At 73.1% G+C, this 24,462-nt stretch carries 21 protein-coding genes; 16 read left to right on the plus strand and 5 right to left on the minus strand.

Features of this window, described 5'->3' with window-relative positions; all coding sequences use genetic code 11:
• Positions 1–29 precede the first annotated feature (29 nt).
• The 11 genes from HW130_RS16665 to HW130_RS16715 all read left to right on the plus strand — a co-directional run bounded on the left by HW130_RS16665 (position 30) and on the right by HW130_RS16715 (position 12,153).
• A complete protein-coding gene (locus HW130_RS16665) occupies positions 30–1,052 on the plus strand; it encodes a DMT family transporter (RefSeq protein WP_177150359.1) in 1,023 nt (340 codons plus the stop codon).
• Positions 1,053–1,263: 211 nt separating this feature from the next.
• The gene (locus HW130_RS16670) at positions 1,264–2,136 is read left to right on the plus strand and encodes a TIGR03084 family metal-binding protein (protein WP_177150360.1); all 873 of its coding nucleotides are present in this window, start codon (positions 1,264–1,266) and stop codon (positions 2,134–2,136) included.
• Positions 2,133–3,851, plus strand: a complete 1,719-nt coding sequence (locus HW130_RS16675) for an acyclic terpene utilization AtuA family protein (RefSeq protein ID WP_177150361.1) — start codon at positions 2,133–2,135, stop codon at positions 3,849–3,851. Before HW130_RS16670 ends, HW130_RS16675 begins: the two co-directional genes overlap by 4 nt.
• Complete coding sequence (locus tag HW130_RS16680; RefSeq protein ID WP_177150362.1) at positions 3,848–5,446, plus strand: carboxyl transferase domain-containing protein; 1,599 nt, start codon at positions 3,848–3,850, stop codon at positions 5,444–5,446. The genes HW130_RS16675 and HW130_RS16680 overlap by 4 nt, the downstream gene beginning before the upstream one ends.
• A 10-nt stretch (positions 5,447–5,456) precedes the next feature.
• Positions 5,457–7,364: a biotin carboxylase N-terminal domain-containing protein gene (locus HW130_RS16685; protein ID WP_177150363.1), complete on the plus strand. Its 1,908-nt coding sequence runs from the start codon at positions 5,457–5,459 to the stop codon at positions 7,362–7,364.
• Positions 7,361–8,503 (plus strand): acyl-CoA dehydrogenase family protein, encoded by a 1,143-nt coding sequence (locus tag HW130_RS16690; protein ID WP_177150364.1) that lies wholly within the window; start codon positions 7,361–7,363, stop codon positions 8,501–8,503. Before HW130_RS16685 ends, HW130_RS16690 begins: the two co-directional genes overlap by 4 nt.
• 46 nt (positions 8,504–8,549) lie before the next feature.
• On the plus strand, positions 8,550–10,133 hold the full coding sequence (locus tag HW130_RS16695) for a 4-coumarate--CoA ligase family protein (RefSeq protein ID WP_177150365.1): 1,584 nt from the start codon (positions 8,550–8,552) through the stop codon (positions 10,131–10,133).
• A gap of 6 nt (positions 10,134–10,139) precedes the next feature.
• Positions 10,140–10,871 carry an enoyl-CoA hydratase family protein gene (locus HW130_RS16700; protein ID WP_177150366.1) on the plus strand — a complete coding sequence of 244 codons (732 nt, stop codon included), beginning with the start codon at positions 10,140–10,142 and terminating at the stop codon, positions 10,869–10,871.
• Entirely contained in the window at positions 10,859–11,455 is a 597-nt protein-coding gene (locus tag HW130_RS16705) for a TetR/AcrR family transcriptional regulator (protein ID WP_177150367.1), read from the plus strand. Before HW130_RS16700 ends, HW130_RS16705 begins: the two co-directional genes overlap by 13 nt.
• 48 nt (positions 11,456–11,503) lie before the next feature.
• Positions 11,504–11,755 (plus strand): hypothetical protein, encoded by a 252-nt coding sequence (locus tag HW130_RS16710; protein ID WP_177150368.1) that lies wholly within the window; start codon positions 11,504–11,506, stop codon positions 11,753–11,755.
• Positions 11,752–12,153, plus strand: a complete 402-nt coding sequence (locus HW130_RS16715; protein WP_177150369.1) for a PIN domain-containing protein — start codon at positions 11,752–11,754, stop codon at positions 12,151–12,153. Before HW130_RS16710 ends, HW130_RS16715 begins: the two co-directional genes overlap by 4 nt.
• Positions 12,154–12,206: 53 nt before the next feature.
• Here HW130_RS16715 and HW130_RS16720 read toward each other — a convergent pair whose 3' ends face one another.
• Positions 12,207–13,307, minus strand: coding sequence for a citrate synthase 2 (locus HW130_RS16720; protein ID WP_177150370.1), 1,101 nt, complete (start codon positions 13,305–13,307; stop codon positions 12,207–12,209).
• 432 nt (positions 13,308–13,739) lie between these two features.
• Here HW130_RS16720 and pdxH point away from each other — a divergent pair, with 432 nt between their 5' ends.
• Both pdxH and HW130_RS16730 read left to right on the plus strand, forming a co-directional pair.
• Positions 13,740–14,363, plus strand: a complete 624-nt coding sequence (gene pdxH, locus HW130_RS16725; RefSeq protein ID WP_177150400.1) for a pyridoxamine 5'-phosphate oxidase — start codon at positions 13,740–13,742, stop codon at positions 14,361–14,363.
• A 428-nt stretch (positions 14,364–14,791) separates the two neighbouring features.
• Positions 14,792–16,204: a PAS domain-containing protein gene (locus tag HW130_RS16730; protein ID WP_177150371.1), complete on the plus strand. Its 1,413-nt coding sequence runs from the start codon at positions 14,792–14,794 to the stop codon at positions 16,202–16,204.
• 57 nt (positions 16,205–16,261) lie between these two features.
• On the opposite strand, the gene HW130_RS16735 is transcribed toward HW130_RS16730, so the two are convergent.
• The gene (locus HW130_RS16735) at positions 16,262–17,017 is read right to left on the minus strand and encodes an SIS domain-containing protein (protein WP_177150372.1); all 756 of its coding nucleotides are present in this window, start codon (positions 17,015–17,017) and stop codon (positions 16,262–16,264) included.
• Between the two features lie 202 nt (positions 17,018–17,219).
• On the opposite strand from HW130_RS16735, the gene HW130_RS16740 reads away from it, so the two are divergent.
• Both HW130_RS16740 and HW130_RS16745 read left to right on the plus strand, forming a co-directional pair.
• On the plus strand, positions 17,220–17,912 hold the full coding sequence (locus tag HW130_RS16740) for a metal-dependent transcriptional regulator (protein ID WP_177150373.1): 693 nt from the start codon (positions 17,220–17,222) through the stop codon (positions 17,910–17,912).
• Positions 17,913–18,468: 556 nt separating this feature from the next.
• Positions 18,469–19,332 (plus strand): alpha/beta fold hydrolase, encoded by an 864-nt coding sequence (locus HW130_RS16745; RefSeq protein WP_177150401.1) that lies wholly within the window; start codon positions 18,469–18,471, stop codon positions 19,330–19,332.
• 103 nt (positions 19,333–19,435) lie between these two features.
• On the opposite strand, the gene HW130_RS16750 is transcribed toward HW130_RS16745, so the two are convergent.
• The 3 genes from HW130_RS16750 to HW130_RS16760 all read right to left on the minus strand — a co-directional run bounded on the left by HW130_RS16750 (position 19,436) and on the right by HW130_RS16760 (position 22,611).
• Entirely contained in the window at positions 19,436–21,028 is a 1,593-nt protein-coding gene (locus tag HW130_RS16750; RefSeq protein WP_177150374.1) for a transporter, read from the minus strand.
• Complete coding sequence (locus HW130_RS16755) at positions 21,025–21,843, minus strand: ABC transporter ATP-binding protein (RefSeq protein WP_177150375.1); 819 nt, start codon at positions 21,841–21,843, stop codon at positions 21,025–21,027. Before HW130_RS16755 ends, HW130_RS16750 begins: the two co-directional genes overlap by 4 nt.
• Before the next feature lie 102 nt (positions 21,844–21,945).
• Positions 21,946–22,611: a bifunctional DNA primase/polymerase gene (locus HW130_RS16760; RefSeq protein ID WP_177150376.1), complete on the minus strand. Its 666-nt coding sequence runs from the start codon at positions 22,609–22,611 to the stop codon at positions 21,946–21,948.
• A gap of 299 nt (positions 22,612–22,910) precedes the next feature.
• Between HW130_RS16760 and HW130_RS16765 the strand changes: the two genes are divergently transcribed.
• Positions 22,911–24,293, plus strand: coding sequence for a transcriptional regulator (locus HW130_RS16765; protein WP_177150377.1), 1,383 nt, complete (start codon positions 22,911–22,913; stop codon positions 24,291–24,293).
• Positions 24,294–24,462 lie beyond the last annotated feature (169 nt).

Consider the following 24,462-nt stretch of genomic DNA (forward strand, 5'->3'; position numbering starts at 1 on the left):
GCACGTGGCGGGTCCGTAGCGTGGAGGGGATGGTCGTGGGACGAGGTGAGCAGGGAGGCCGGGCGGTGAACGAGGCGGGGTCCGCGCACGGGCGCGCGGGCGTATCCACGGGGCGCGGTCCGGCGGGGGCGGGCGGGCCCGGCGCCGCCGGGGCCGTCGTCGTGCTGCCCGAGGGGGCCGGGCCCGTGGCCGAGGCGCAGGCGGGACGGTCGCGGCAAAAGCTCGGGCCCGTGTCGCTCGTCGTGGCGGGCGCGCTCTCCGTACAGTTCGGCGCCGCGATCGCCGTGATGCTGATGCCGCGCACGGGCCCGCTCGGCGTGGTCACGCTGCGGCTCGTGCTCGCCGCGCTCGTGCTGCTCCTCGTGTGCCGGCCGCGCCTGCGGGGGCATTCGCGCGCCGACTGGGGCACGGTCGTCGCCTTCGGCGCCGCGATGGCCGCGATGAACGTCCTCTTCTACCAGGCCGCCCACCGCATCCCGCTGGGCGCGGCCGTCACCCTGGAGGTGCTCGGCCCGCTCGTCATGTCCGTGATCGCCTCGCGCAGGCTCGTCAACCTGCTGTGGGCGGGACTCGCGCTCGCGGGCGTGTTCCTGCTGAGCGGCGGCGGTTTCGACCGGCTCGATCCCGTGGGCGCGCTGTTCGCCCTGGGCGCGGGCGCGATGTGGGCGGCGTACATCGTCTTCAGCGCCCGCACCGGGAGGCGCTTCCCACAGGCGGACGGGCTCGCGCTGGCGATGGCCGTGGGCGCGCTGCTCAGTCTGCCGCCGGGCCTGATGGAGGCCGGGTCGAAGCTGGTGGTGCCGTCCACGCTGGGGCTCGGCCTCGCGGTGGCGCTGTTGTCGTCGGTCCTCCCGTACACCCTCGAACTGCTGGCGCTGCGCAGGCTGCCCGCGGCGACGTTCGCCGTGCTGATGAGCCTGGAGCCCGCGATCGCGGCGACGGCCGGATTCCTCGTCCTGGGGCAGGGCCTGGCGCCCGCCGAGGTGGTGGCGATCGCGCTGGTCGTGGTGGCGAGCATGGGAGCCGTGCGGGGCAGCCGGGTCCGTCCCTGACCGGGGCAGGGGCCGTTGGTGGTGGGTGCCGGTGGTCGCTGCAGTCCTGATGGGGCGAGGCAGCCGGGTTCGTTCTTGACGTCCTGATACATGCTGCGGCCGGAAAGGCCGGGACGGCAGGCCAAAAATTCAAAGCAAGCACGCTTGCTTGTTTTCTGGAACGCTGCCATGCTCCGGGGCACGAACCGTCGTGCCCACCAGGGAGCGTTACGTGTCCGATCCGACTGCCGTGCTCGACGACCTGCGCGACGAAAGCGATGAACTCGACCGGCTGGTCGCCGGTCTGACCCCCGAGGCGTGGGCCGCCGCGACCCCCGCCGAGGGCTGGAGCGTCGCCCACCAGATCGCCCACCTCGCCTGGACGGACCGGGCCGCGCTGACGGCGGTCACCGATCCCGACTCCTTCGCCGCGGAGATCACCAAGGCGCTCGCCGCGCCGCACTCGTTCGTCGACGACGGCGCGGCCCAAGGCGCGGCCCTGCCACCCGCCGACCTGATGCACCGGTGGCGCGAGGGCCGCGAACTGCTGCTGACCGCCCTGCGCGAGGCCCCGCCCGGCGCCCGGTTCCCCTGGTACGGGCCCCCGATGAGCGCCGCGACGATGGCGACCGCGCGCCTGATGGAGACGTGGGCGCACGGCCAGGACGTCGCCGACGCGCTCGGCGTCGTACGGAAACCGACGGCACGGCTCGCCCAGATCGCGCGCATCGGCGTGCGGACGCGGGACTTCGCGTACCGGGTGCACGGACTGACCCCGCCGGCCGAGCCGTTCCGCGTCGAACTGACCGGACCCGGCGGGGAACTGTGGGTTCACGGCCCCGAGGACGCGGCCCAGAGGGTCTCGGGCCCGGCGTCGGACTTCTGCCTCCTGGTCACGCAGCGGGCGCACCGCGCGGACCTGTCGCTGCACGCGACGGGTCCGGACGCCGACCGCTGGCTCGACATCGCCCAGGCGTTCGCGGGCCCGCCCGGCAAGGGACGCGAACCGCGGGCCGACGAGCCCGGCGCGGGCGCGGCCCCGGACCGGGAGCCCGGTGCCGGCCGCTCCACGGGCGGCACCGCCGACGAGGGGGGACGCCGGTGAACCGGGCCCCGGACGACGGCGAGGCCCGCCTCGGCAGCAGCGCGCCGCTGCGCGTCGGGAACGCCTCCGGGTTCTACGGCGACCGGTTCGACGCCGTGCGCGAGATGCTCACCGGCGGCCCCCTCGACGTGCTCACCGGCGACTACCTCGCCGAGCTGACCATGCTCATCCTCGGCCGCGACCGCCTCAAGGACCCGCGCCTGGGCTACGCCAAGACCTTCCTGAGGCAACTGGAGGACACCCTCGGCCTCGCCCGCGAACGCGGCGTCCGCATCGTCACCAACGCGGGCGGGCTCAACCCCGCCGGACTCGCCGACGCCGTCCGCGCCCTCGCCGCACGGATCGGCGTCCCCGTCCGCGTCGCCCACGTCGAGGGCGACGACCTGTCCGCCCGCTTCCCCGACGCGCTGACCGCCAACGCCTACCTCGGCGGCGCCGGCATCGCCGCCTGCCTGCGCGCCGGCGCGGACGTCGTCGTCACCGGCCGCGTCACCGACGCGGCCCTCGTCACCGGCCCCGCCGCCGCCCACTTCGGCTGGGGACCGCAGGAGTACGACAGGCTCGCGGGCGTGGTCGTCGCCGGGCACGTCCTCGAATGCGGCACCCAGGCCACCGGCGGCAACTACGCGTTCTTCACCGGTCACGACGTGCGCCGCCCCGGCTTCCCCCTCGCCGAGATCCACGCCGACGGCACCTGCGTCGTCACCAAGCACGACGGCACCGGCGGCCTGGTCGACGTCGGCACCGTCACCGCGCAGTTGCTGTACGAGACGGGCGGCGCCCGGTACGCGGGGCCGGACGTGACCGCCCGGCTCGACACCGTACGCCTGGAGGAGGACGGCCCGGACCGGGTGCGGATCTCCGGCGTACGCGGCGAGGCCCCGCCGCCCGCCCTCAAGGTGGGGCTCAACCGCATCGGCGGCTGGCGCAACGAGGTCGTGTTCGTGCTGACCGGTCTCGACGTCGAGGCCAAGGCCCGCCTCGTCCGAGACCAGTTGGAGGACGCGCTCGGCAAGCAGCGGCCCGCCGAGGTGCGCTGGGAGCTGGCCCGCACCGAGGCGGCCGACGCCGACACCGAGGAACGCGCCAGCGCCTACCTCCGGCTCGTGGTGCGCGACCCGGACGCCGAACGCGTCGGGCGCGCGGTGAGCAGCGCCGCGATCGAGCTCGCGCTCGGCAGCTACCCCGGCTTCCACGTGACGGCCCCGCCGGGCAGGGGCGCGCCGTACGGGGTGTTCGACGCGGCGTACGTCCCGGCCGCCACGGTCCCGCACACCGCCGTGCTGCCGGACGGGGAGCGCGTGGACATCCCGTCCGCCGCCGGCACGGAGCCGGACGGCGACGTGCCCCCCGGCGCGCTGCCCGACCCCCTGCCGCCCGGCCCGACCCGTCGCGCTCCCCTCGGTCTCGTCCTGGGCGCCCGCAGCGGCGACAAGGGCGGCGACGCCAACATCGGCGTCTGGGCCCGCACCGACGACGCCTGGCGCTGGCTCGCCCACGAGCTGACCACCGAGCGGCTGCGCGTCCTGCTCCCGGAGACCGCCCGGCTGCCCGTCACCCGACACGTGCTGCCCAACCTGCGCGCCCTGAACTTCTCCGTCGAGGGGATCCTCGGCGAAGGCGTCGCCGCGCAGGCCCGTTTCGACCCGCAGGCCAAGGCGCTGGGCGAATGGCTGCGCGCCCGCTACGCCGACATCCCGGAGGCACTGCTGTGACCGTCCTCGGCTCGGCCCTCGATGTGACGGGCCCCGAATACGCCGCCCACCGCGAGGCGATGCTCGCCCGTATCGCAGACCTGGAGGCGGAGCACGCCAAGGCGCTCGCGGGCGGCGGCGAGAAGTACGTCGCCCGGCACCGCAAGCGGGGCAAGCTGCTCGCGCGCGAGCGGATCGAGCTGCTGCTCGACCCCGACACCCCCTTCCTGGAGCTGTCACCGCTCGCCGCGTGGGGGAGCGACTGTCCCGTGGGCGCGTCGATCGTCACCGGCATCGGTGTCGTCGAGGGCGTCGAGTGCCTGATCACCGCCAACGACCCGACGGTGCGCGGCGGTGCGTCCAACCCGTGGACGCTCAAGAAGGCCCTGCGCGCCAACGAGATCGCGTACGCCAACCGGCTGCCGTGCATCGCGCTCGTCGAGTCGGGCGGCGCGGACCTGCCGTCCCAGAAGGAGATCTTCATCCCCGGCGGGGCGCTGTTCCGCGACATCACCCGGCTCTCGGCGGCCGGCATCCCGACGATCGCGGTCGTGTTCGGCAACTCGACGGCCGGCGGCGCGTACGTCCCGGGCATGTCCGACCACACCGTGATGATCAAGGAGCGGTCGAAGGTCTTCCTCGGCGGGCCGCCGCTGGTGAAGATGGCGACCGGTGAGGAGAGCGACGACGAGTCGCTGGGCGGCGCGGAGATGCACGCACGCACCTCCGGGCTCGCGGACCACTACGCGCTCGACGAGCAGGACGCGCTGCGTCAGGCGCGGCGGATCGTCGCCCGCCTCAACTGGCGCAAGGCGCACGCGGATCCCCTTCCGGCGGAGCCTCCGAAGTACGCGGCCGACGAGCTGCTCGGCATCGTGCCGGAGGACCTGAAGACGCCGTTCGACCCTCGGGAGGTCATCGCCCGGATCGTGGACGGCTCGGACTTCGACGAGTTCAAGCCGCTGTACGGGCCGAGCCTGGTGACCGGGTGGGCGCGGCTGCACGGCTACCCCGTCGGGATCCTCGCCAACGCACAGGGCGTGCTGTTCAGCGCCGAGTCGCAGAAGGCGGCCCAGTTCATCCAGCTCGCCAACCAGCGCGACATCCCCCTGGTCTTCCTGCACAACACCACCGGCTACATGGTCGGCAAGGAGTACGAGCAGGGCGGCATCGTCAAGCACGGCGCGATGATGATCAACGCGGTGTCCAACTCCCGCGTACCGCACCTGTCGGTGCTGATGGGCGCCTCGTACGGGGCCGGGCACTACGGCATGTGCGGACGGGCGTACGACCCGCGGTTCCTGTTCGCCTGGCCGAGCGCCAAGTCGGCGGTGATGGGCCCGCAGCAGCTCGCCGGCGTGCTGTCGATCGTGGCCCGTGCGTCGGCGGCGGCGAAGGGACAGCCGTACGACGACGAGGCGGACGCCGGGCTGCGGGCGATGGTCGAGCAGCAGATCGAGGCCGAGTCGCTGCCGGTGTTCCTGTCGGGGCGGCTCTACGACGACGGGGTCATCGACCCCCGCGACACGCGGACGGTGCTCGGCCTGTGCCTGTCCGCGATCCACACGGCACCGGTCGAGGGCGCCCGCGGCGGCTTCGGCGTCTTCCGGATGTGAGGACCCTTCCGTGATTGCTTCTGTCCTGGTCGCGAACCGCGGCGAGATCGCCTGCCGCGTCTTCCGCACCTGCCGTGACCTCGGGATCGCGACGGTCGCGGTCCACTCCGACCCCGACGCCTCCGCCCTGCACGTGCGCGAGGCGGACGCGGTGGTACGGCTGCCGGGCGCCGCGCCCGCGGAGACGTACCTGCGCGGCGAACTGATCGTGAAGGCGGCGCTGGCGGCCGGCGCGGACGCGGTGCACCCGGGGTACGGATTCCTGTCCGAGAACGCGGACTTCGCGCGCGCCGTGCTGGACGCCGGCCTGATCTGGATCGGCCCGCCTCCCGAGGCCATCGAGGCGATGGCCTCGAAGACGCGGGCCAAGGAGCTGATGGGCCTCACGCCCCTGGACGCCGGCACGCTCACCGAGGCCGACCTCCCCGTCCTGGTGAAGGCGGCGGCCGGCGGCGGCGGCCGGGGGATGCGGATCGTCCGTTGCCTGTCCGCGCTGCCGGGCGAACTGGAGGCGGCGAGTTCGGAGGCGGCGTCCGCGTTCGGCGACGGAGAGGTGTTCGTCGAGCCGTACGTGGAGGACGGCCGCCACGTGGAGGTCCAGATCCTCGCCGACACGCACGGCACGGTGTGGGCGCTGGGCACGCGGGACTGCTCGCTGCAGCGCCGCCACCAGAAGGTGATCGAGGAGTCACCGGCGCCCGGACTGCCGGACGGGCTCGTCGACGCGCTGCACGGGCAGGCCGTGCGGGCGGCGCGGGCCGTGGGCTACACGGGCGCGGGCACGGTCGAGTTCCTGGTGGGCCGGGACGGCCGGGCCCACTTCCTGGAGATGAACACCCGCCTGCAGGTCGAACACCCGGTCACCGAGGCCGTCTTCGGCATCGACCTCGTCGCCCTCCAGATCGCCGTGGCCGAGGGGGCGGCCCTGCCGCCGGCCCCGCCCGAGGCCGCGGGCCACGCCGTGGAGGCCCGCCTGTACGCGGAGGATCCGGCCTCCGGCTGGACCCCGCAGACCGGGGTGCTGCACGCCTTCGACGTACCCGGCGGCCCCCCGGCCGTCCGCGTCGACTCCGGGTACGCGTCCGGCGACACCATCGGCGTCCACTACGACCCCATGATCGCGAAGGTCGTCGCCTGGGCGCCCACCCGCGCCGAGGCCGTCCGCAGGCTCGCGCACGCCCTGCGACGGGCCCGGCTGCACGGACCCGTCACCAACCGGGACCTGCTCGTGCGGTCCCTGGAACACCCCGACTTCGCCGGGGCCCGCCTCGACACCGGGTTCTACGAGCGCCACCTCGGCGACCTCACCGCCCCCCGGCCCGGCGAGGAGCACGCCGCCGTCGCGGCCGCGCTCGCGGACGCCGCCGCGCGCGGCGGCCGGTTCGGCGGCGCCTGGCGCAACCTCGCCTCCCAGGACCAGGCCAAGACCTACAACGGCCACGAGGTCCGCTACCGGCCCGCCCGCGACGGGGGCTACGAGCTCCCCGGCACCCCCGGCGTACGCGTCGTCGAGGCGACCCCGGCCCGCGTGCGCCTGGAGACCGACGGGGTCGTGCGGGCCTACGACGTCGCCGTCCACGGCGGCACCGTGTACGTCGACAGCCCCTCCGGCGCCCACACCCTCACCGCGCGCCCCCGGTTCACCGACCCCACCGCCCGGGCCGAGCCCGGCTCGCTCCTCGCTCCCATGCCCGGGACCGTCGTGCGCGTCGGGGACGGCGTCCACGAGGGCGCCCGGGTCGTCCAGGGACAGCCGCTCGTCTGGCTGGAGGCCATGAAGATGGAGCACAGGATCGTCTCGCCCGCCTCCGGCACGCTCACCGCGCTCCACGCCCGCCCCGGCCGCCAGGTCGAGGTCGGGGCCCTGCTCGCCGTCGTACAGGACGTACCGGAAGCCCAGGAGGACATCGCGTCATGACCGTCATCGAGAGCCAGGACCACCGGGACCTGCGCGCCGCCGTCGCCGCCCTCGGCAGGCGCCACGGCCAGTCCTACGACCGCGCCGCGCTGTGGGCCGAGGCCGGCAAGCTGGGCTACCTCGGCGTGAACCTGCCCGAGGAGTACGGCGGCGGAGGCGGCGGCATCAGCGAACTGTCCATCGTGCTCGAGGAGTCCGGCGCGGCCGGCTGCCCCCTGCTCATGATGATCGTCTCGCCCGCGATCTGCGCCACCGTCATCGCGCGGTTCGGCACCGAGGAGCAGAAGCGCACCTGGCTGCCCGGTCTCGCCGACGGCAGCCTGAGCATGGCGTTCGGCATCACCGAGCCCGACGCCGGATCCAACGCGCACCGCATCACCACCACCGCCCGCCGGACCGCCGACGGCTGGTCGCTGACCGGCCGCAAGGTCTTCGTCTCCGGGGTCGACATCGCGGACGCCACCCTGATCGTCGGCCGGACCGAGACGGCATCTTCCCGGGGGGCCGCACCGGCGCTGAAGCCCTGCCTGTTCATCGTCCCCCGCGACGCCGAGGGCTTCCACCGCTCGGTCATCGACATGGAACTGCAGGCGCAGGAGAAGCAGTTCGAGCTCGTGCTCGACGACGTGCGGCTGCCCGCCGACGCGCTGGTGGGCGAGGAGGACGCCGGCCTGCTCCAGCTGTTCGCCGGGCTCAACCCCGAGCGCATCATGACCGCCGCCTTCGCCATCGGCATGGGCCGCTACGCCCTCGCCAAGGCCGTCGACTACGCCAAGGAACGCCAGGTCTGGAAGGACCCCATCGGCGCCCACCAGGCCATCGCCCACCCCCTCGCCCAGGCCCACATCGAGCTGGAGCTCGCCCGGCTGATGATGCAGAAGGCCGCCGCCCTGTACGACGCGGGCGACGACGCCGGCGCGGGAGAGGCCGCGAACATGGCCAAGTACGCGGCCGGTGAGGCGTGCGTGAAGGCCGTCGACCAGGCCGTGCACACCCTCGGCGGCAACGGGCTCACCCGCGAGTACGGCCTCGCGAAGCTTGTCACCGCGGCCCGGGTGGCCCGTATCGCCCCGGTCAGCCGCGAGATGATCCTGAACTACGTGTCCCACCAGTCCCTGGGTCTCCCCAAGTCGTACTGACAGACGACATCCTGGCCGTCCGTATCCACCCGCCGAGGGGGCCGTCATGGTGTTCCGCAGCAGCTACGCAGATGTCCCGGCCGTCGTCGAACCCATCCACGAGGCCGTGCTGGGCCGCGCCGCCGAGTACGGCGACACGGTCGCCCTCGTCGACGGTGCGAACGGCACCACCGTCACCTACCGGCAGCTCGACCTGTTCCACCGCAGGATCGCCGCGGCCCTCGCCGACGCCGGCCTCGTCAAGGGCGACGTGCTGGCCCTGCACAGCCCCAACACGGTCGCCTACCCGGCGGTGTTCTACGGGGCGACGCGGGCCGGTGCGTCGGTGACCACCGTCCATCCGCTCTCCACGGCGGAGGAGTTCGCGAAGCAGCTGCGCGACTCCTCCGCCCGCTGGATCGTCACCGTCTCCCCGCTGCTGGAGGTCGCCCGCCGCGCCGCCGAACTCGCCGCCGGGATCGAGGAGATCTTCGTCTGCGACCGCGCCGACGGGCATGCGAGCGTCCTCGACATGCTCGGCTCCACCGCCCCCGAGCCCCAGGTGACGATCGACCCGTCCGAGGACGTCGCGGCCCTGCCGTACTCGTCGGGCACGACCGGCGTGCCCAAGGGCGTGATGCTCACGCACCGGTCCGTCGCCACCAACCTGGCGCAGCTGGAGCCCTTCATCCCGATGGGCCCCGGCGACCGCATCCTGGCCGTATTGCCCTTTTTCCACATCTACGGGCTGACCGCCCTGATGAACGCCCCGCTGCGGCAGGGCGCGACCGTCGTCGTGCTGTCCCGCTTCGAGCTCGACCCCTTCCTGTCGGCGATCCAGGAGCACCGCATCAGCGGCCTGTACGTCGCCCCGCCGATCGTCCTCGCGCTCGCCAAGCACCCGGCCGTCGTGAAGTACGACCTGTCGTCCCTGCGGTACATCGTCAGCGCGGCCGCCCCGCTGGACGCCCGGCTCGCCGAGGCCTGCTCGCGCCGCCTCGGCGTGCCGCCGGTGCGGCAGGCGTACGGGATGACCGAACTCTCCCCGGGCACCCACGTCGTGCCGCTCGCCGCGCAGAACCCTCCACCGGGCGCCGTGGGGCTGCTCCTGCCGAACACCGAGATGCGCGTCCTCGCCCTCGACGGCTCCGGCGAGGACGCCGGCGCCGGCCAGGAGGGCGAGATCGCCATCCGCGGACCCCAGGTGATGAAGGGCTACCTCGGCCGGCCCGACGCCACCGCCGCCATGATCGACGCCGACGGCTGGGTGCACACCGGCGACATCGGGCGCGTCGACGAGGACGGCTGGCTCTTCGTCGTCGACCGCGTCAAGGAACTGATCAAGTACAACGGCTTCCAGGTCGCCCCCGCCGAGCTGGAGGCGCTGCTGCTCACCCACGCGTCCGTCGCCGACGCCGCGGTGATCGGCGTCCCGGACGATGACGGCAACGAGGTCCCGAAGGCGTACGTCGTACGGCAGCCGGACGCCGAGGAACTGACCGAGGACGACGTCCTCGCGTTCGTCGCCGAGCGCGTCGCGCCGTACAAGAAAGTGCGCCGCGTCGAGTTCACCGCCGGCATCCCGCGCGCCGCGTCGGGGAAGATCCTCCGGCGAGAGCTCAGGGACCGCGAGAACCGTTCCAAGGAGTAGACCCCCATGACGATCCGCACCGACCGCGACCGCGGCATCACCACCCTGACGCTCGACGACCCGGACAGCCGCAACGCGCTGTCCGCGCGGCTCGTCGGCGAGCTGGCCGAGGCGCTCGCCCGGTGCGGCGAGGACGAGACCGTACGGGCCGTGGTGCTCACGCACACCGGCACCACCTTCAGCGCCGGCGCCGACCTGAAGGCGCCGCCGAGCCCGTACGCGTTCGTCGCCCTGCTGCGGCAGATCGTGACGCTGCCCAAACCGGTCGTGGCGCGGATCGCGGGCCATGCACGGGCCGGCGGGCTCGGTCTGGTCGGGGCGTGCGACATCGCCGCCGCGACGGACACGTCGGACTTCGCGTTCACCGAGGTGCGGATCGGGGTGGCGCCCGCGATGATCTCGCTGCCGCTGCTGCCCCGGATGGACCCCCGAGCCGCCGAGCGCTACTACCTCACCGGAGAACGGTTCGACGCCGCCGAGGCCGCCCGGACCGGGCTGCTCACGCTCGCCGCCGCCGATGTGGACGAGGCACTGGCGCCGCTGGTCGAGGGGCTGCGCAGGGCGTCCCCGCAGGGGCTCGCCGCGTCCAAGGCGCTGGTCACGGCTAGGGTGCTGGAAACCTTCGACCGGGACGCCGAAGACCTGGTCCGGCGTTCGGCGTCGCTCTTCGCGTCGCCCGAGGCGCGCGAGGGGATGACAGCCTTTCTCGAACGACGGGATCCCGCATGGGTGTTGTGACGCCGCCCCCGGCGGCGAAGGCCCCGAAGCAGGACCGCAGCCGGGCGACCCGGCAGAGGCTGCTGGAGGCCGCCGTGGCCTGCCTGGCCGAGGTCGGCTGGGCCGGCTCGACCGTGTCGGTGGTCGCCGAGCGCGCCGGGGTCTCCCGCGGCGCGGCGCAGCACCACTTCCCGACGCGCGAGGACCTGTTCACGGCCGCGGTCGAATACGTCGCCGAGGAACGCTCGCAGGCCCTGCGGGACCTGCCCGTCCAGGACCGGGCCTCGGTCGTCGCGGCCCTGGTCGACCTGTACACGGGCCCGCTGTTCCGGGCCGCGCTCCAGCTGTGGGTGGCCGCCTCCAACGAGGAGCAGCTGCGTCCGCGCGTGACCGAGCTGGAGGCGAGGGTCGGCCGCGAGACCCACCGCATCGCGGTCCGCCTGCTGGACGCCGACGAGTCCCGCCCCGGCGTGCGCGAGACGGTCCAGGGCCTGCTCGACATGGCCCGCGGCCTCGGCCTCGCCAACCTCCTCACCGACGACGCGGCCCGGCGCGAGCGGGTGGTGACGCAGTGGGCGGCGCTGGTGGAGGAGGGGCTGGGGTGAAACGTATCTGCATACCGGGGGTATGCATTCGCGCGGTATGCTGACCGCATGGCTGAGACCACGCGTATCACGGTGACTCTCCCCACAGAGCATGTGGAGGAGCTGAAGAAGCTCACGGACAACGTGTCCGCCTTCGTGGCCGAGGCGGTCGACCGCCGGATAAGGCACGTGTTGCTGGGTGAGGAACTGCAGCGCTATCAGGCGGAGCACGGCGCCTTCACCGAGGAGGAGCTGGCCGAGGCGCGCGCAGAGATCGACCAGGCGATGGACCCCGACAACATCTCGGCCACGGCAGCGTGACGGACCGCATCAACACCGTCGTCCTCGACTCCGAGGGGCTGTCGGCCTGGATCGCGCAGGACCGCAAAATCACGGCGAAGATCCAGCACTTCTACAACGTAGAAGCGGGGATCGTCGTCTGCGCCAACACCATCGTCGAGGTGATGTACGACGGAGTGAGCCTTCCTCGGCTTCAGTGGCTGCTGTCGCGGGTGAAGGTCGAGCCCGTCACCGAACAGTCCGCACGCGCCGCCGCCCGCCTCCTCAAGGAGACCGGCCTGCACGGCCACAAGTACGCCATCGACGCCACGGTCGCCGAGACGGCTCTGCGCCAGCCGGGGCCGGTCGTGATGCTCACCTCCGACGTCGACGACATGGCCCGCCTGTGCGGGGGCCGGGTCCGGCTCATCGGCATCTGAGCACCGGGGTGCGCGTGACCCGTCACGCGCACCCCGCCCGCCGGTGACGGCGATCAGCCCGCGATGTCCTCCCAGCCCACGATCTCGCGCGGGCTGCGCGTGCCCGGGCCCACGTAGCGCGCCGACGGGCGCACCAGGCGGCCCGTGCGCTTCTGCTCCAGGATGTGCGCCGACCAGCCCGCCGTACGGGCACACGTGAACATCGACGTGAACATGTGCGCCGGAACCTCGGCGAAGTCCAGCATGATCGCCGCCCAGAACTCCACGTTCGTCGCCAGCACCCGGTCCGGACGGCGGTTGTGCAGCTCCTCCAGCGCCGCCTTCTCCAGCGCCTCCGCCACCTCGAAGCGCGGCGCGCCCAGCTCCTTTGCCGTACGGCGCAGCACGCGCGCCCGCGGGTCCTCGGCCCGGTAGACACGGTGACCGAAGCCCATCAGACGCTCGCCCTTGTCGAGGGCCTGCCGCACGTACGCGCCCGCGTCGCCGGTGCGCTCGATCTCCTCGATCATGCCGAGCACGCGCGAGGGCGCGCCGCCGTGCAGCGGTCCCGACATCGCGCCCACGGCACCGGACAGGGCCGCCGCCACGTCGGCGCCGGTGGAGGCGATGACGCGCGCCGTGAACGTCGAGGCGTTCATGCCGTGCTCGGCGGCGGAGGTCCAGTACGCGTCGACCGCCTTGACGTGCTTGGGGTCCGGCTCGCCGCGCCAGCGGATCATGAAGCGCTCGACGACCGACTCGGCCTTGTCGATCTCCCGCTGCGGCACCATCGGCAGGCCCTGACCGCGCGCCGACTGGGCGACGTACGACAGCGCCATCACGGCCGCGCGGGCCAGGTCGTCGCGGGCCTGCGCCTCGTCGATGTCGAGGAGCGGTTTGAGACCCCACACCGGAGCGAGCATCGCGAGCGCGGACTGGACGTCGACGCGGATGTCACCCGAGTGCACCGGGATCGGGAACGGCTCGGCGGGCGGCAGACCGGGGTTGAAGGCGCCGTCGACGAGCAGACCCCACACATTGCCGAAGGAGACGTGCCCGACCAGGTCTTCGATGTCGACGCCCCGGTAGCGGAGCGAGCCGCCCTCCTTGTCCGGTTCGGCGATCTCCGTCTCGAACGCGACGACTCCTTCGAGTCCAGGTACGAAGTCGGACATCAGGCGGCTCCTCGAGATGTGTACGACATGGTGTGCACGGGTGGTGTGCGTGTGCCGTATGGACGGCGGGGGCGGTCACCCCGGTGTTGCCCCGTGCGGCCGGTGGTCATCCAACCGCCGGGAGGCAGGCACGATATCCCCTGCTGTAGGGAGGTCACAGCGGCCCGACCCAAGATTTTGGCCGGTCCGTCCGATGCGGGGAAGCGTGACATCCGGCACACTGCCCCGATTCGCCCAGGGAGGATTGGCGGCACTCCGTGCCGGGCAAACTGGGGCCTGCGGCAGGATGTCCCCGTGACCGACCACGCCGCCCACGATGCCGCCGGCCCGCGCCGCCCGGGCCCGGACCACGCCGCGCCGGACGTGACCGTCTCCGGCCTCCCCCTGCCGGACCCGGCCGAGACCGAGCTCGTCGTCCCCGACCCCGCCGTCATGCGCGAGCAGTACCGCTCCACACCGCTGAACGAGTCGGCACTGGCCACCGGACCCATGGAGCAGTTCTCCCGCTGGTTCGCCGAGGCCGCGGCGGCGGCGCTGCACGAGCCCAACGCCATGATCCTCGCCACGGCCACGCCCGACGGCCGGCCCTCCTCGCGGACGGTGCTGCTCAAGCAGTACGACGAGCGCGGCTTCGTGTTCTTCACGAACTACGACTCCCGCAAGGGCCGGGAGATCGACGCCAACCCGTACGTCTCGCTGCTCTTCCCCTGGCACCCGCTCGAGCGCCAGATCATCGTCACCGGCACCGCGGCCCGCATCGGCCGCGACGAGACCGCCGCGTACTTCCGCACCCGCCCGCACGGCTCGCAGCTCGGCGCCTGGGCGAGCGACCAGTCGTCGGTGATCGCCTCGCGCGCCGAACTGCTGCGCCGCTACGAGGAGCTGGCCGCACGCTACCCCGAGGGCGAGCAGGTCCCCGCCCCCGCGCACTGGGGCGGCATCCGGGTCGTGCCGGACGCGGTCGAGTTCTGGCAGGGCCACGAGAACCGGCTGCACGACCGCCTGCGCTACGTGCGCACCGACGGCGCCTGGCGCGTGGAACGCCTCGCGCCCTGAGGCCCGGCGCTCCACGGCGCCCTGCGCCCGGCCCGAGCCGCTGCGCGGACGCCCGGAGACGCAGACGACCCGTGGGCCTTGGTCCCTCCGTCCGGACGGAGGGAGCCGGCCGGACTTACCGGCGGCCCACGGGTCGGGTGACTGCTTGGGTTTCGGCAGGTGGCCTGCCGAGGTGCACAGAGTGCGACGGCAGGCCGTTAGCCCGCAGTCACCTCACGAGTCCGAAAAGAAACCATGTTTTCGGATCACCTCCTTTCGCGTGTGCCCACACCTTAAGAAGCGCTGCGGCACGGTTCAAGCGAATTAGGAGGCTCACTTTCTCGGGGTGGGGGCGATTTCGGGGAACGGTGTGTGTCCTGTGTCACGTTGAAGTTCAATGGGCCTAGGTGCGTCAGTACACGTGGACACGTCCTGCAAGGGGTGCCGGGATGAGTGCTTCCAGGAGTGAGATCACCGACGCGCTCGGGTCCGGGGAGCCGGAGCCCGGGGCCGGGGCCACGGGGCCGCCCGGTGCCGACCTGCTCGCGGCGTTGCTCGACGGGATGGACGCGGCGTTGTGCGCGTTCGACGCCGAAGGGACCGTCACGCACTGGAACCGCGAGGCGGAGCGCATTCTGGGCTGGACCGCCGAGGAGGCCGTGGGCCGGCGCGGGTTCGCCGGGTGGGCGGTCCGCCGGGCCGACGCGGACGAGGTGCAGGAGCGGCTGATGGCCGCGATGGCCGTGCCGGGGCGGCAGGTCCACGAGTTCGCGCTGTTGCGCAAGGACGGGGGCCGGGTGCTGGTGCGCACGCAGTCCGCGCGGGTGCTCGGCGCCGACGGGAAGCCGGCCGGGGTGTACTGCGCGTTCAGCGAGGTCCATGCCCAGATCGATCTGGAGCGGTCCATCGCACTGAGCGAGGCGCTCTTCGACGACGCGTCCTGGGGTGTCGTCATGGTCGATGTGGATCTGCGTCCGGCCGTGGTCAACAGCGAGGCCGCGCGGGTGCTCGGCGCCGGCCGGGCGAACGTGCTGGGCCGCCCGCTCGGGGAGCTCGTCTCCCAGGGGGTCGAGGAGCTGGAGGGCGCGCTGCAGCACGTGCTGGCGGAGGGCGCGCCGCGCGGTCTCGTGGACCTGTGGGTGACCGTTGCGACGCCGGAGGGCGAGCGCAGGCGCTGCTGGCGCAGCGGGTTCCTGCGGCTGGCCTCGCCGCTCGCGGAGGAGCCGGTGCCGCTCGGGGTGGGCTGGGTGTTCCACGACGTGACGGACGTGAAGCTGGCGGAGCAGGAAGCCGACCGGCTGCGGTTCCGTTCGGGGCAGCTGCACCGGGCGGGGCGGGTGGCCGCGGAGTGCGAGGACCCGCTGGAGGCCGCGGCCGTGCAGCTGGACTTCGCGCTCGCCGGGTTCGCCGACCACGCGCTGCTCGACCTGGCGGAGGACGACGGGCAGCGCCTGGTGCGGGCGGCGGTCTCGCCGTCGGGCGCGTCGGGTCCTTCGGCGCAGGCCGCGGGCAGCGGGCTTCCGGTGCGGTACGAGCCGGGGCATCCGGTGTTCCAGGCGATCGAGCGTACGGGGTCGGTGCGGGCGAGCGCGGGCAAGGAGGCGACGCCGGGCGGCTGGGCGGAGCGCCGTCAGTGGCCCGGGGACGCGGCCCACGCGCTGTGCACGTCGCTGCGCAGTCGGGGCCGGACAGTAGGCGTGCTGACGTTCCTGCGCACCGCGAGCCGTCCCGCGTTCGAGCGCCCGGACGCGGTGTACGCGGAGAGCGTGGCGGTTCTGGTGGCCGCCTCGCTGGATCTGGCGCGGGTGACGGAGCAGGCGGAGCAGACGGAGCAGACGGAGCAGGAAGACCCGCCGAACTAGCGGCGCCGCGCCGAGCACGGGGGCGGCGCCCAGTGCCCCGGTGCGCGGCGCGGCCCCTCAGTGACGGAAGAAGATCCGGTCGCGGTACTCCGTCATCACCCGGCCGTTCCACTCGTGTCCGCCGTCCACGTTGCCCGAGCGCAGCAGCGGGGGCTCGATGCCGCGGGCGACCAGGTGCTCGACGGCGGCGGCCGTCATGGCCTGCATCAGCGCGCTGGTCACGACCGTCGACGCGGGTGCGAACGGCGCCTCGATGCCCTCGTGCGTCAGCTCCGCGTCGCCGACCGCGATCTTGGAGTCGAGGACGATGTCGCAGTGGTCCTTGAGGAAGGTGCCGGAGGCGTGCCGGGACGTGGTCTGCTCCGCGTACGCCACGGACGTCACGCCGATGACGGTGAGTCCGAGGGCGCGGGCGTTCATCGCCATTTCGACGGGCAGGGCGTTGCGCCCGGACAGGGAGACGATCACGAGGACGTCGCCGGCCGTGGCGGGGCTGGAGTCGAGGACCGCCGCGGCGAGGCCGTCGACGCGCTCGAGGGCGGAGCCGAGAGTGGCGGGCATGACGTCGACGCCGACGGCTCCGGGCACGGCCAGCAGGTTCATCAGGGCCAGGCCGCCGGCCCGGTAGACGACGTCCTGGGCGGCGAGGGAGGAGTGGCCGGCGCCGAAGGCGAACAGCCGGCCGCCTGCGGCGACGGCGTCGGCGACGGCCGAGCCGGCGGCGGCGATGTTCGCCGACTCCTCGTCGCGTGCGCGCTGCAGCAGACCGATCGCGGCGTCGAAGAACTGACCGGCCAGCTTGCTCTCGCTCATCGCCGAGCCCTTTCCGGAGGGTGGGAGGTGGGTAGGAACCGTACGAGTGCGTGACGGCCCGGGAACAACCGTGCCGCCGATCACGTTGCGGTCTGGACCATTGCGCTGTCAATACGGGCTTCACCCGTCGCGGCACGGTTGTCGGTGGGATGCGTAAGAATTGAGCCGGGGCCGCAGCGCACGATTTCATCGAGGGGCACGTATGTCCGGACTGATCGACACGACGGAGATGTATCTCCGCACCATCCTCGAGCTCGAAGAGGAAGGTGTGGTACCCATGCGGGCCCGTATCGCGGAGCGGCTCGACCAGAGCGGTCCCACGGTCAGCCAGACCGTGGCCCGCATGGAGCGGGACGGCCTGGTGACGGTGGCGGGCGACCGGCACCTGGAGCTGACCGGCGAGGGCAGGCAGCTGGCGACGCGCGTGATGCGCAAGCACCGGCTCGCCGAGTGCCTGCTGGTCGACGTGATCGGCCTGGAGTGGGAGCAGGTCCACGCCGAGGCGTGCCGCTGGGAGCACGTGATGAGCGAGGCGGTGGAGCGCCGTGTGCTGGAGCTGCTGCGCCACCCGACCGAGTCGCCGTACGGGAATCCGATCCCGGGCCTGGAGGAGCTGGGCGAGAAGGCGGAGGCGGACCCGTTCCTGGACGACAGCATGGTCTCGCTGGCCGAGCTCGACCCGGGCACGGAGGGCAAGACGGTGGTCGTGCGGCGGATCGGCGAGCCGATCCAGACCGATGCGCAGCTGATGTACACGCTGCGCAGGGCGGGCGTGCAGCCCGGCTCGGTGGTGAGCGTGACGGAGTCGCCGGGTGGTGTGCTGGTGGGCAGCAGCGGGGAGGCGGCGGAGCTGCAGGCGGAGATCGCCTCGCACGTCTTCGTGGCGAAGCGCTGAGGCCGCGCCCGGGGGACCGGGCGGTGAACGATGTCGGGCGGCCCCGGGGTCCTGTGCTCCGGGGCCGCCCGACGTGTGTCGCCGGCGCGGGTCGCCCGGCGCACTGCCGGACTTTCACCGTGCCGAAGCCGTTTTCCGCCCGGAATGGCAGCGGGCGGGCGGATCGCGTGCCACTCTGAAGCCGAGGCATATGACCACGGTTCGGGGAGGGGAGCCAGGGTGATGCGCCGCCTGCCGTACGTCTCGCACGTCCTGACATGGAGGAGTCCCGACGCCCGAGGGCGCCGGGACCTGTCCTCCCCGGTGCTGACCCGGAGCCCCGAGCTCCCAGGGTCAATCCCGTCGGACCGTTTTCCCCGAGCGGCCCGCCTCCCGCAGGGAATCTCCCCTCGGCTGCGCCGTCCAATCCCCGGGCCTGGTCACTCGAACGAGGGGTGTTACGCGGCAGAGCCGCGTTTTCGAATACAGGTTCGATAGTCTGGCGTCATCTCGACACGAGCCACTCGACTCGACACGAGCCACTCGATCCGGGGGAGACAAGGGGGTGCCAGGCCAGATGGTGCGGCGCATCGATGTGACCGGAGCCGGTGGCGTGCGCCTGGCTGCCTGGGAGTTCGCGGATCCGCCGAAAGGGCGCGAGGAGCACGAGAGTGCGCCGGGGGTCTTACTGCTGCACGGGCTGATGGGCCGCGCCTCGCACTGGGCGCCCACGGCGCGGTGGCTGGCCGAGCGGCACCGCGCGGTCGCCCTCGACCAGCGCGGCCACGGCCGCAGCGAGAAGCCGGTCGACGGGCCGTTCACCCGCGAGGCGTATGTGGCGGACGCGGAGGCGGCCGTCGAGCAACTGGGGCTGGCCCCGGTGACCTTGATCGGTCACTCCATGGGGGCGCTCACGGCCTGGCAGCTCGCGGCCAGGCGTCCTGACCTCGTGCGCGCGCTCATCATCTGCGACATGCGGGCGTCGGCGCTCGGGGTGGCGTCCCAGCGCGAATGGGAGGACTGGTTCCGCTCCTGGCCGGTGCCGTTCGCGACGCTGGCGGATGTCCGCAAGTGGTTCGGTGAGGACGACCCCCGGGTGGAGCGTCCGAATCCGGCGCGGGGCGAGTTCTTCGCCGAGGTGATGGCCGAGCGGGCGGACGGCTGGCGCCCGGTGTTCTCCCGCCGCCAGATGCTCACGTCCCGCGAGACCTGGGTCTTCGACGCGCACTGGGAGGAGCTGGCCCAGGTCCGCTGCCCGACTCTGGTGGTGCGCGGACTTGACGGCGAACTGGGCCGTGCGGAGGCCCAGGAGATGGTCCGCGTGCTCCCCCTCGGGCAGTACGGGGAGGTCCCCGACGCCGGCCACCTCGTCCACTACGACCACCCGGACGGCTGGCGCGCGGCGATCGAGCCCTTCCTGGACGGGGTCCTGACACCGTGACGGCCTCCGGAGGCGCCCGGCCAGGGCGCGACCACACGAGGCCCTGCGGCCTGTGCGGCGCGCCCTGACACAGGGCGTCCGGAAGGGGAGCTGCCCCAGGCGCTCAGCCCTTGCTCACCGCCGTCAGGATCTCGGGCAGCCGGTCCGCCGTCCGGGGCGCGGACAGGCGCAGGCCCGCCCACGTGAGCAGCGCTCCGTACGCCGTGCCCACCGGCAGCAGCAGCCACAGCGCGGCCGACTCCGAGACGTGCAGCCAGATCGTCAGCACCAGCAGCGGCGTGCACAGGAGCGCCGAGAAGAGCATGCCGCCGAAGATCGAGATCCAGGCGATGCCGCCCTGCCCCGGCGCGACGTTCTTGTACGCGCTGTCCTGCGGGATCGAGTACGGGAAGTGCGCCGAGGCCACCGCCCCCGTCGCCAGCATCGCTCCCAGCAGCGCGAACGACAGGCCCAGCGTCTCCGGCAGGTCCTCCCACCGGCCGAGCAGGCCCACCGTGACCGCGGCCACCAGCGTCATGTACGGCACGGTGATCAGGAGCAACGCCAGGGCGCGGGCGCGCAGTTCGGCGTACGCGTCCCGCGGGGACGAAATCGTGAGCGCGACCATCCAGAAGGCCGACGTGTCCTGGCCGAACTGGTTGTACATCAGCAGGCCCAGCATGCTCGACGCGAAGCACACGAGATAGATCGAGCCGGTGCCCTGGAGCGCGTTGAAGACCGGCACGATCATGCCGACCGCCAGCGACGTCACCCACGCCGCCTTCGTCTTGGGGTCGCGCCACACGTAGCGCAGGCTGCGCTGCATCACCGTGCCCGTACGGCCCTCGGGCAGCAGCCGGTGCAGGCCGGTCGACGTCCCCTTTCGGGTCGGCTCCGAGGCCGCCGCCAGCGTCGAGCCGTCGGGGGTCGTCATCAGCTTCGTCAGGCTGCGCTGCCACCACCACAGCAGGGCGGCCAGGGCCAGGGCCGCGAGCGCGAGTTGGCCGAGCGCGGTCCCGTACGCGCCGTCGCCCGCCGAGGCGACGGCGCCGAGCGCGGACGCGGGCGGCACCCAGCGCACGACGTCGGCCACCGGGTCCAGCGTGGCGAGCCCGCCCGCCTCGCCGATGCGCTGCGCGCCGAAGTTCACGAGCTGGAAGCCCACCGCGATCACCAGTCCGCTGAGCACGGCCAGGTCGCGGCCCTTGCGCGAGGTCAGCAGCCGGATGTTGGCGGCGGCGACCGCCCTGGCCAACGCCACGCACACGAGCAGCGTCAGCGGCACGGCGAGCACCGACACCAGGACCGCACCCGACCCGTGCGCGACGGCGATCGCCGAACCGACCGCCAGGCACAGCGTGAACAGCGGCCCGATGCCCACGACCGACGCGCCGAGCAGGGCCGTCACCAGTGGCCGCGGCCGCAGCGGCAGCATCACCAGCCGGGTCGGGTCCAGCGTCTCGTCGCCGCTGGGAAAGAACAGCGGCATCACGGCCCAGCCGAGTGCCAGGACACCCGCGAGCAGCACGACGAGCGAGGCGGCGTGCGCCTCGCCGCGGAGCAGGATCAGGCCCGCGAGCTGCGCGGCCGCGAACAGCAGCGCGCACACGAGCGAGACGATGTACGCGGCCTTGCGGCCGGACGACTGGCGCAGCCCGTTGCGCAGCAGCGACAGCTTCAGTCCGACGAAGACCCGGGTCAGCGACGCGGTGCTCAACGCGCACCGCCGCCGAGCCAGTCCAGCGAGTCCCCGGTGTCGCGGTCCCGCGCGCCCACGAGTTCCAGGAAGGCGCTCTGCAGCGTCGGCGCGTCGCCCCGCACGTCGGCGAGCGGTCCCTGCGCGCGGATGCGGCCCGCGGCCATCACGGCGACCCAGTCGCACAGCGACTCGACGAGCTCCATGACATGGCTGGAGAAGACGACGGTCGCGCCGGACGCGGTGTAGCGCTCCAGCACGCCGCGGATCGTCTGCGCGGACACCGGGTCGACGCCCTCGAACGGCTCGTCCAGGAAGAGCACTTCGGGGTTGTGCAGCAGCGCGGCCGCGAGCCCGATCTTCTTGCGCATGCCGGTCGAGTAGTCGACGACGAGCTTGTGCTGTGAGCCGGCGAGGTCGAGGACGTCGAGCAGCTGGGCCGCGCGCTTGTCGACCTCGTCGCCCGGCAGGCCGCGCAACCGGCCGTTGTACGCGAGCAGTTCGCGGCCCGAGAGGCGTTCGAACAGCCGCAGCCCCTCCGGCAGGACGCCGATGCGGGACTTCACCTCGACCGGGTCGTGCCACACGTCGTGACCGCCGACCAGTACCCGGCCCTGGTCGGGCCGGAGAAGCCCGGTGACCATGGAGAGCGTGGTCGTCTTGCCCGCGCCGTTCGGTCCGACCAGGCCGATGAACCTGCCCGCCGGAAGCGTCAGATCGATCCCCCCGACGGCGACCTGGTCGCCGAACCGTTTCCACAGACCTTCCACCCGCACCGCGGGCGGTGCCGTGCCCCCGTCCGTGCCGCCCGCTCCGCCAACTGTCTGTTCCGGCATGGTCACTGCCTCTCACTGTCCCCGTGGTCCCCGTTGGTACGGGCACAGCCTACGGAGGGCCGCGCCAGGGGCGCAGGTGTGATCCGGGCAGTAACTCGCTGGTCAGCGTTGCCGGGATCGTGCGGCGGCGGTATCCCTGCCGCAGGCGTAGGCGAGCGGACTGATCAGCTCGTCGGCGTCCGGGAGCCATCGGTTCGCGGGAGTGGGGCGGCGTGCCCACTGCACGGCGCCCCGGCCGCCGATGCGGGTCGGCGGCGCGGCGACGTAATGGCCCTCGCCGCGGGCGGCGAGATCGAGGGAGGAGGGCGCCCAGCCCAGTTCGCGGATCAGCTGGGGGACCTTGAGGGAGGCGCCGGGGAGTACGAAGAAGAGCATGCGGCGGTCGGGGGTGCAGGTCACCGGGCCGAGGGGAAGATCCATCCGCTCCAGTCGTGCCAGGGCGAGGAACCCGGCGGACTCCGGAACGTCGATCGCGTCGAAGGTGCGGCCCGTCGGCAGCAGGATCGACGCATTGGGCCGGTCGTCCCACAGTCGTCTGACGGCCGTGGCGCTGCCTGTCGCGTGGTTCGCCCAGTCCGGCGTGGCCGGGTGGCCGCCGGGCGTCGCGCAGCCGGCGTCTCCGCAGGAGCAGCGCTCCGCTCCGTCCACGGCCTCCAGCCAGGTGCCGGGGAGCACGTCCCAGTGCCGCTCTTCCGCGTACCGCACGGCGTTGTCCAGCATCTGCTCGCCTCGTTGCTGGGGGATCCACGCGGATTGACTGACTGACATGGTCTCTTCCACGACACACTCAACTACCGCCCCCACCTCGGGTTACGGGGCTTCTCGCGGTGGACGGTGGAGCATCGATCCTGCACATGGGGCGCACGGATGCACGGCCGGGGGCGCGCAGGGGGCAGCGCCCGCAGGGACGGGTAGCCAGAGCGGGACGCGTACGGGACGCGTACGGGAAAGGCGGGAGCGGGCCCGTGCGACGACGAAACGGAACCAACCCGACCAACTCTGCATTCTCCGTATATCAGCCGGGCAGTGATCAATTCATCGATCACCGCGGCATCAGGGGGTAGTTCATGGCAGCCAGGCCTCTCGTCGCCCGACAGCCGAACGAACGGTTGCAGGCACTCATCCAGGAAGCCGGGTGCTCGAACGCCGGTCTCGCCCGGCGCGTCAACATGGTCGGCGCCGAACGGGGCCTGGACCTGCGCTACGACAAGACGTCGGTGGCCCGCTGGCTGCGCGGCCAGCAGCCGCGCGGCCGGGCGCCCGGCATCATCGCCGAGGCGCTGGGCCGCAAGCTCGGGCGCACGGTCACGATCGACGAGATCGGCATGGCGAACGGCAAGAACCTGGCGACCGGTGTCGGCCTGCAGTTCTCCCCGACCGTGGTGGGCGCGATCGAGCAGGTCTGCGAGCTGTGGCGGTCCGACGTGGGCCGCCGCGAGTTCCTGTCCGGCTCCGCCGTCGCCGCCTCCGCGCTCGTCGAGCCCAGCCGTGACTGGCTGATCACCGGCGCGGACGCCCAGGTGGCGCGTACGGCGGGGGCGCGCGTCGGCACCTCGGACGTCGAGGCGGTACGGGCCATGACCGCGGCCCTGACCGAGCTGGACCACCGTTTCGGAAGCGGACACGTGCGGCCCGTCCTCGCGCACTATCTCAACAGCGTGGTCTCCGGCCTGCTCTCGGGGTCCTACCGGGAGGCGGTCGGCCGCGAGCTGTTCGCGGCGGTCGCCCGGCTGACCGAGCTCGCCGGGTACATGGCCGTGGACACCGGCCAGCCGGGGCTCGCCCAGCGCTACTACATCCAGGCGCTGCGGCTCGCGCAGGCGGCCGGGGACCGCGGCTACGGAGGCTATGTGCTCGCCGCGTCCATGAGCCACCTCGCCGCCGAGCTCGGCAACCCGCGCGAGATCGCGCAACTGGCCAGGGCCGCGCAGGAAGGGGCGCGCGGGCAGGTCACGCCACGCGTCGAGGCCATGTTCCACGCGGCCGAGGCCCGCGGACACGCGCTGCTCGGCGACTCCCGCACCTGCCACGAGGCGGCGGCAAAGGCGGTGGCCGCGCTGGAGCGGGCCGAGCCGGACACCGGCGACGACCCGGCGTGGATCACCCACTTCGACGAGGCGTACCTCGCGGACGAGCTGGCGCACTGCCACCGTGACCTCGGCGAGGCGGAGGAGGCCGCCCGGCAGGCGGAGGACGCGCTCGCCGGCCACCCGGCCTCCCGGGCGCGGCGGCGTGCGATCGGGCTGGTGCTGCTGGCGTCGGCCCAGGTCCAGCAACGGGAGGTGGAGCACGCCTGCCACACGGCCGGGCGCGCCGTCGACCTGCTGGACACGCTGCGCTCCAGCCGGGGAGCGGAGTACCTGGACGACCTCCAGGTCCGGCTCGAGCCGTACGCGGCCGAGCCGGCGGTGCGGGAGCTGGGCGCGCGCCTGGAGATGCGGGCGGCGTGAGGGTCCGCTGGGGCGGGAGTGCCGGAAGGGGCTCTCTCCCCTGCCCGCACAGGGCATGAACAGCGTCCTGTGTCCGCATCTTGTCACTGCTCGGGCACGTGTGTGCGGAGCGCTCCGGGCACCCGGTAGCGTGAACCGACGATTCCGTAGGTCCACACGTAGGAGTCCC

This window comes from Streptomyces sp. PKU-EA00015, from assembly GCF_013387495.1.
GTDB lineage: Bacteria > Actinomycetota > Actinomycetes > Streptomycetales > Streptomycetaceae > Streptomyces.

Coding starts and splice junctions, on each gene's coding strand:
- HW130_RS16765 (WP_177150377.1), top strand. CDS start 22,911: ATGGCAGCCAGGCCTCTCGTCGCCCGACAGCCGAACGAACGGTTGCAG.
- HW130_RS16695 (WP_177150365.1), top strand. CDS start 8,550: ATGGTGTTCCGCAGCAGCTACGCAGATGTCCCGGCCGTCGTCGAACCC.
- HW130_RS16730 (WP_177150371.1), top strand. CDS start 14,792: ATGAGTGCTTCCAGGAGTGAGATCACCGACGCGCTCGGGTCCGGGGAG.
- HW130_RS16760 (WP_177150376.1), bottom strand. CDS start 22,611: ATGTCAGTCAGTCAATCCGCGTGGATCCCCCAGCAACGAGGCGAGCAG.
- HW130_RS16700 (WP_177150366.1), top strand. CDS start 10,140: ATGACGATCCGCACCGACCGCGACCGCGGCATCACCACCCTGACGCTC.
- HW130_RS16740 (WP_177150373.1), top strand. CDS start 17,220: ATGTCCGGACTGATCGACACGACGGAGATGTATCTCCGCACCATCCTC.
- HW130_RS16755 (WP_177150375.1), bottom strand. CDS start 21,843: ATGCCGGAACAGACAGTTGGCGGAGCGGGCGGCACGGACGGGGGCACG.
- HW130_RS16705 (WP_177150367.1), top strand. CDS start 10,859: ATGGGTGTTGTGACGCCGCCCCCGGCGGCGAAGGCCCCGAAGCAGGAC.
- HW130_RS16720 (WP_177150370.1), bottom strand. CDS start 13,307: ATGTCCGACTTCGTACCTGGACTCGAAGGAGTCGTCGCGTTCGAGACG.
- pdxH (WP_177150400.1), top strand. CDS start 13,740: ATGCGCGAGCAGTACCGCTCCACACCGCTGAACGAGTCGGCACTGGCC.
- HW130_RS16710 (WP_177150368.1), top strand. CDS start 11,504: ATGGCTGAGACCACGCGTATCACGGTGACTCTCCCCACAGAGCATGTG.
- HW130_RS16735 (WP_177150372.1), bottom strand. CDS start 17,017: ATGAGCGAGAGCAAGCTGGCCGGTCAGTTCTTCGACGCCGCGATCGGT.
- HW130_RS16665 (WP_177150359.1), top strand. CDS start 30: ATGGTCGTGGGACGAGGTGAGCAGGGAGGCCGGGCGGTGAACGAGGCG.
- HW130_RS16690 (WP_177150364.1), top strand. CDS start 7,361: ATGACCGTCATCGAGAGCCAGGACCACCGGGACCTGCGCGCCGCCGTC.
- HW130_RS16745 (WP_177150401.1), top strand. CDS start 18,469: ATGGTGCGGCGCATCGATGTGACCGGAGCCGGTGGCGTGCGCCTGGCT.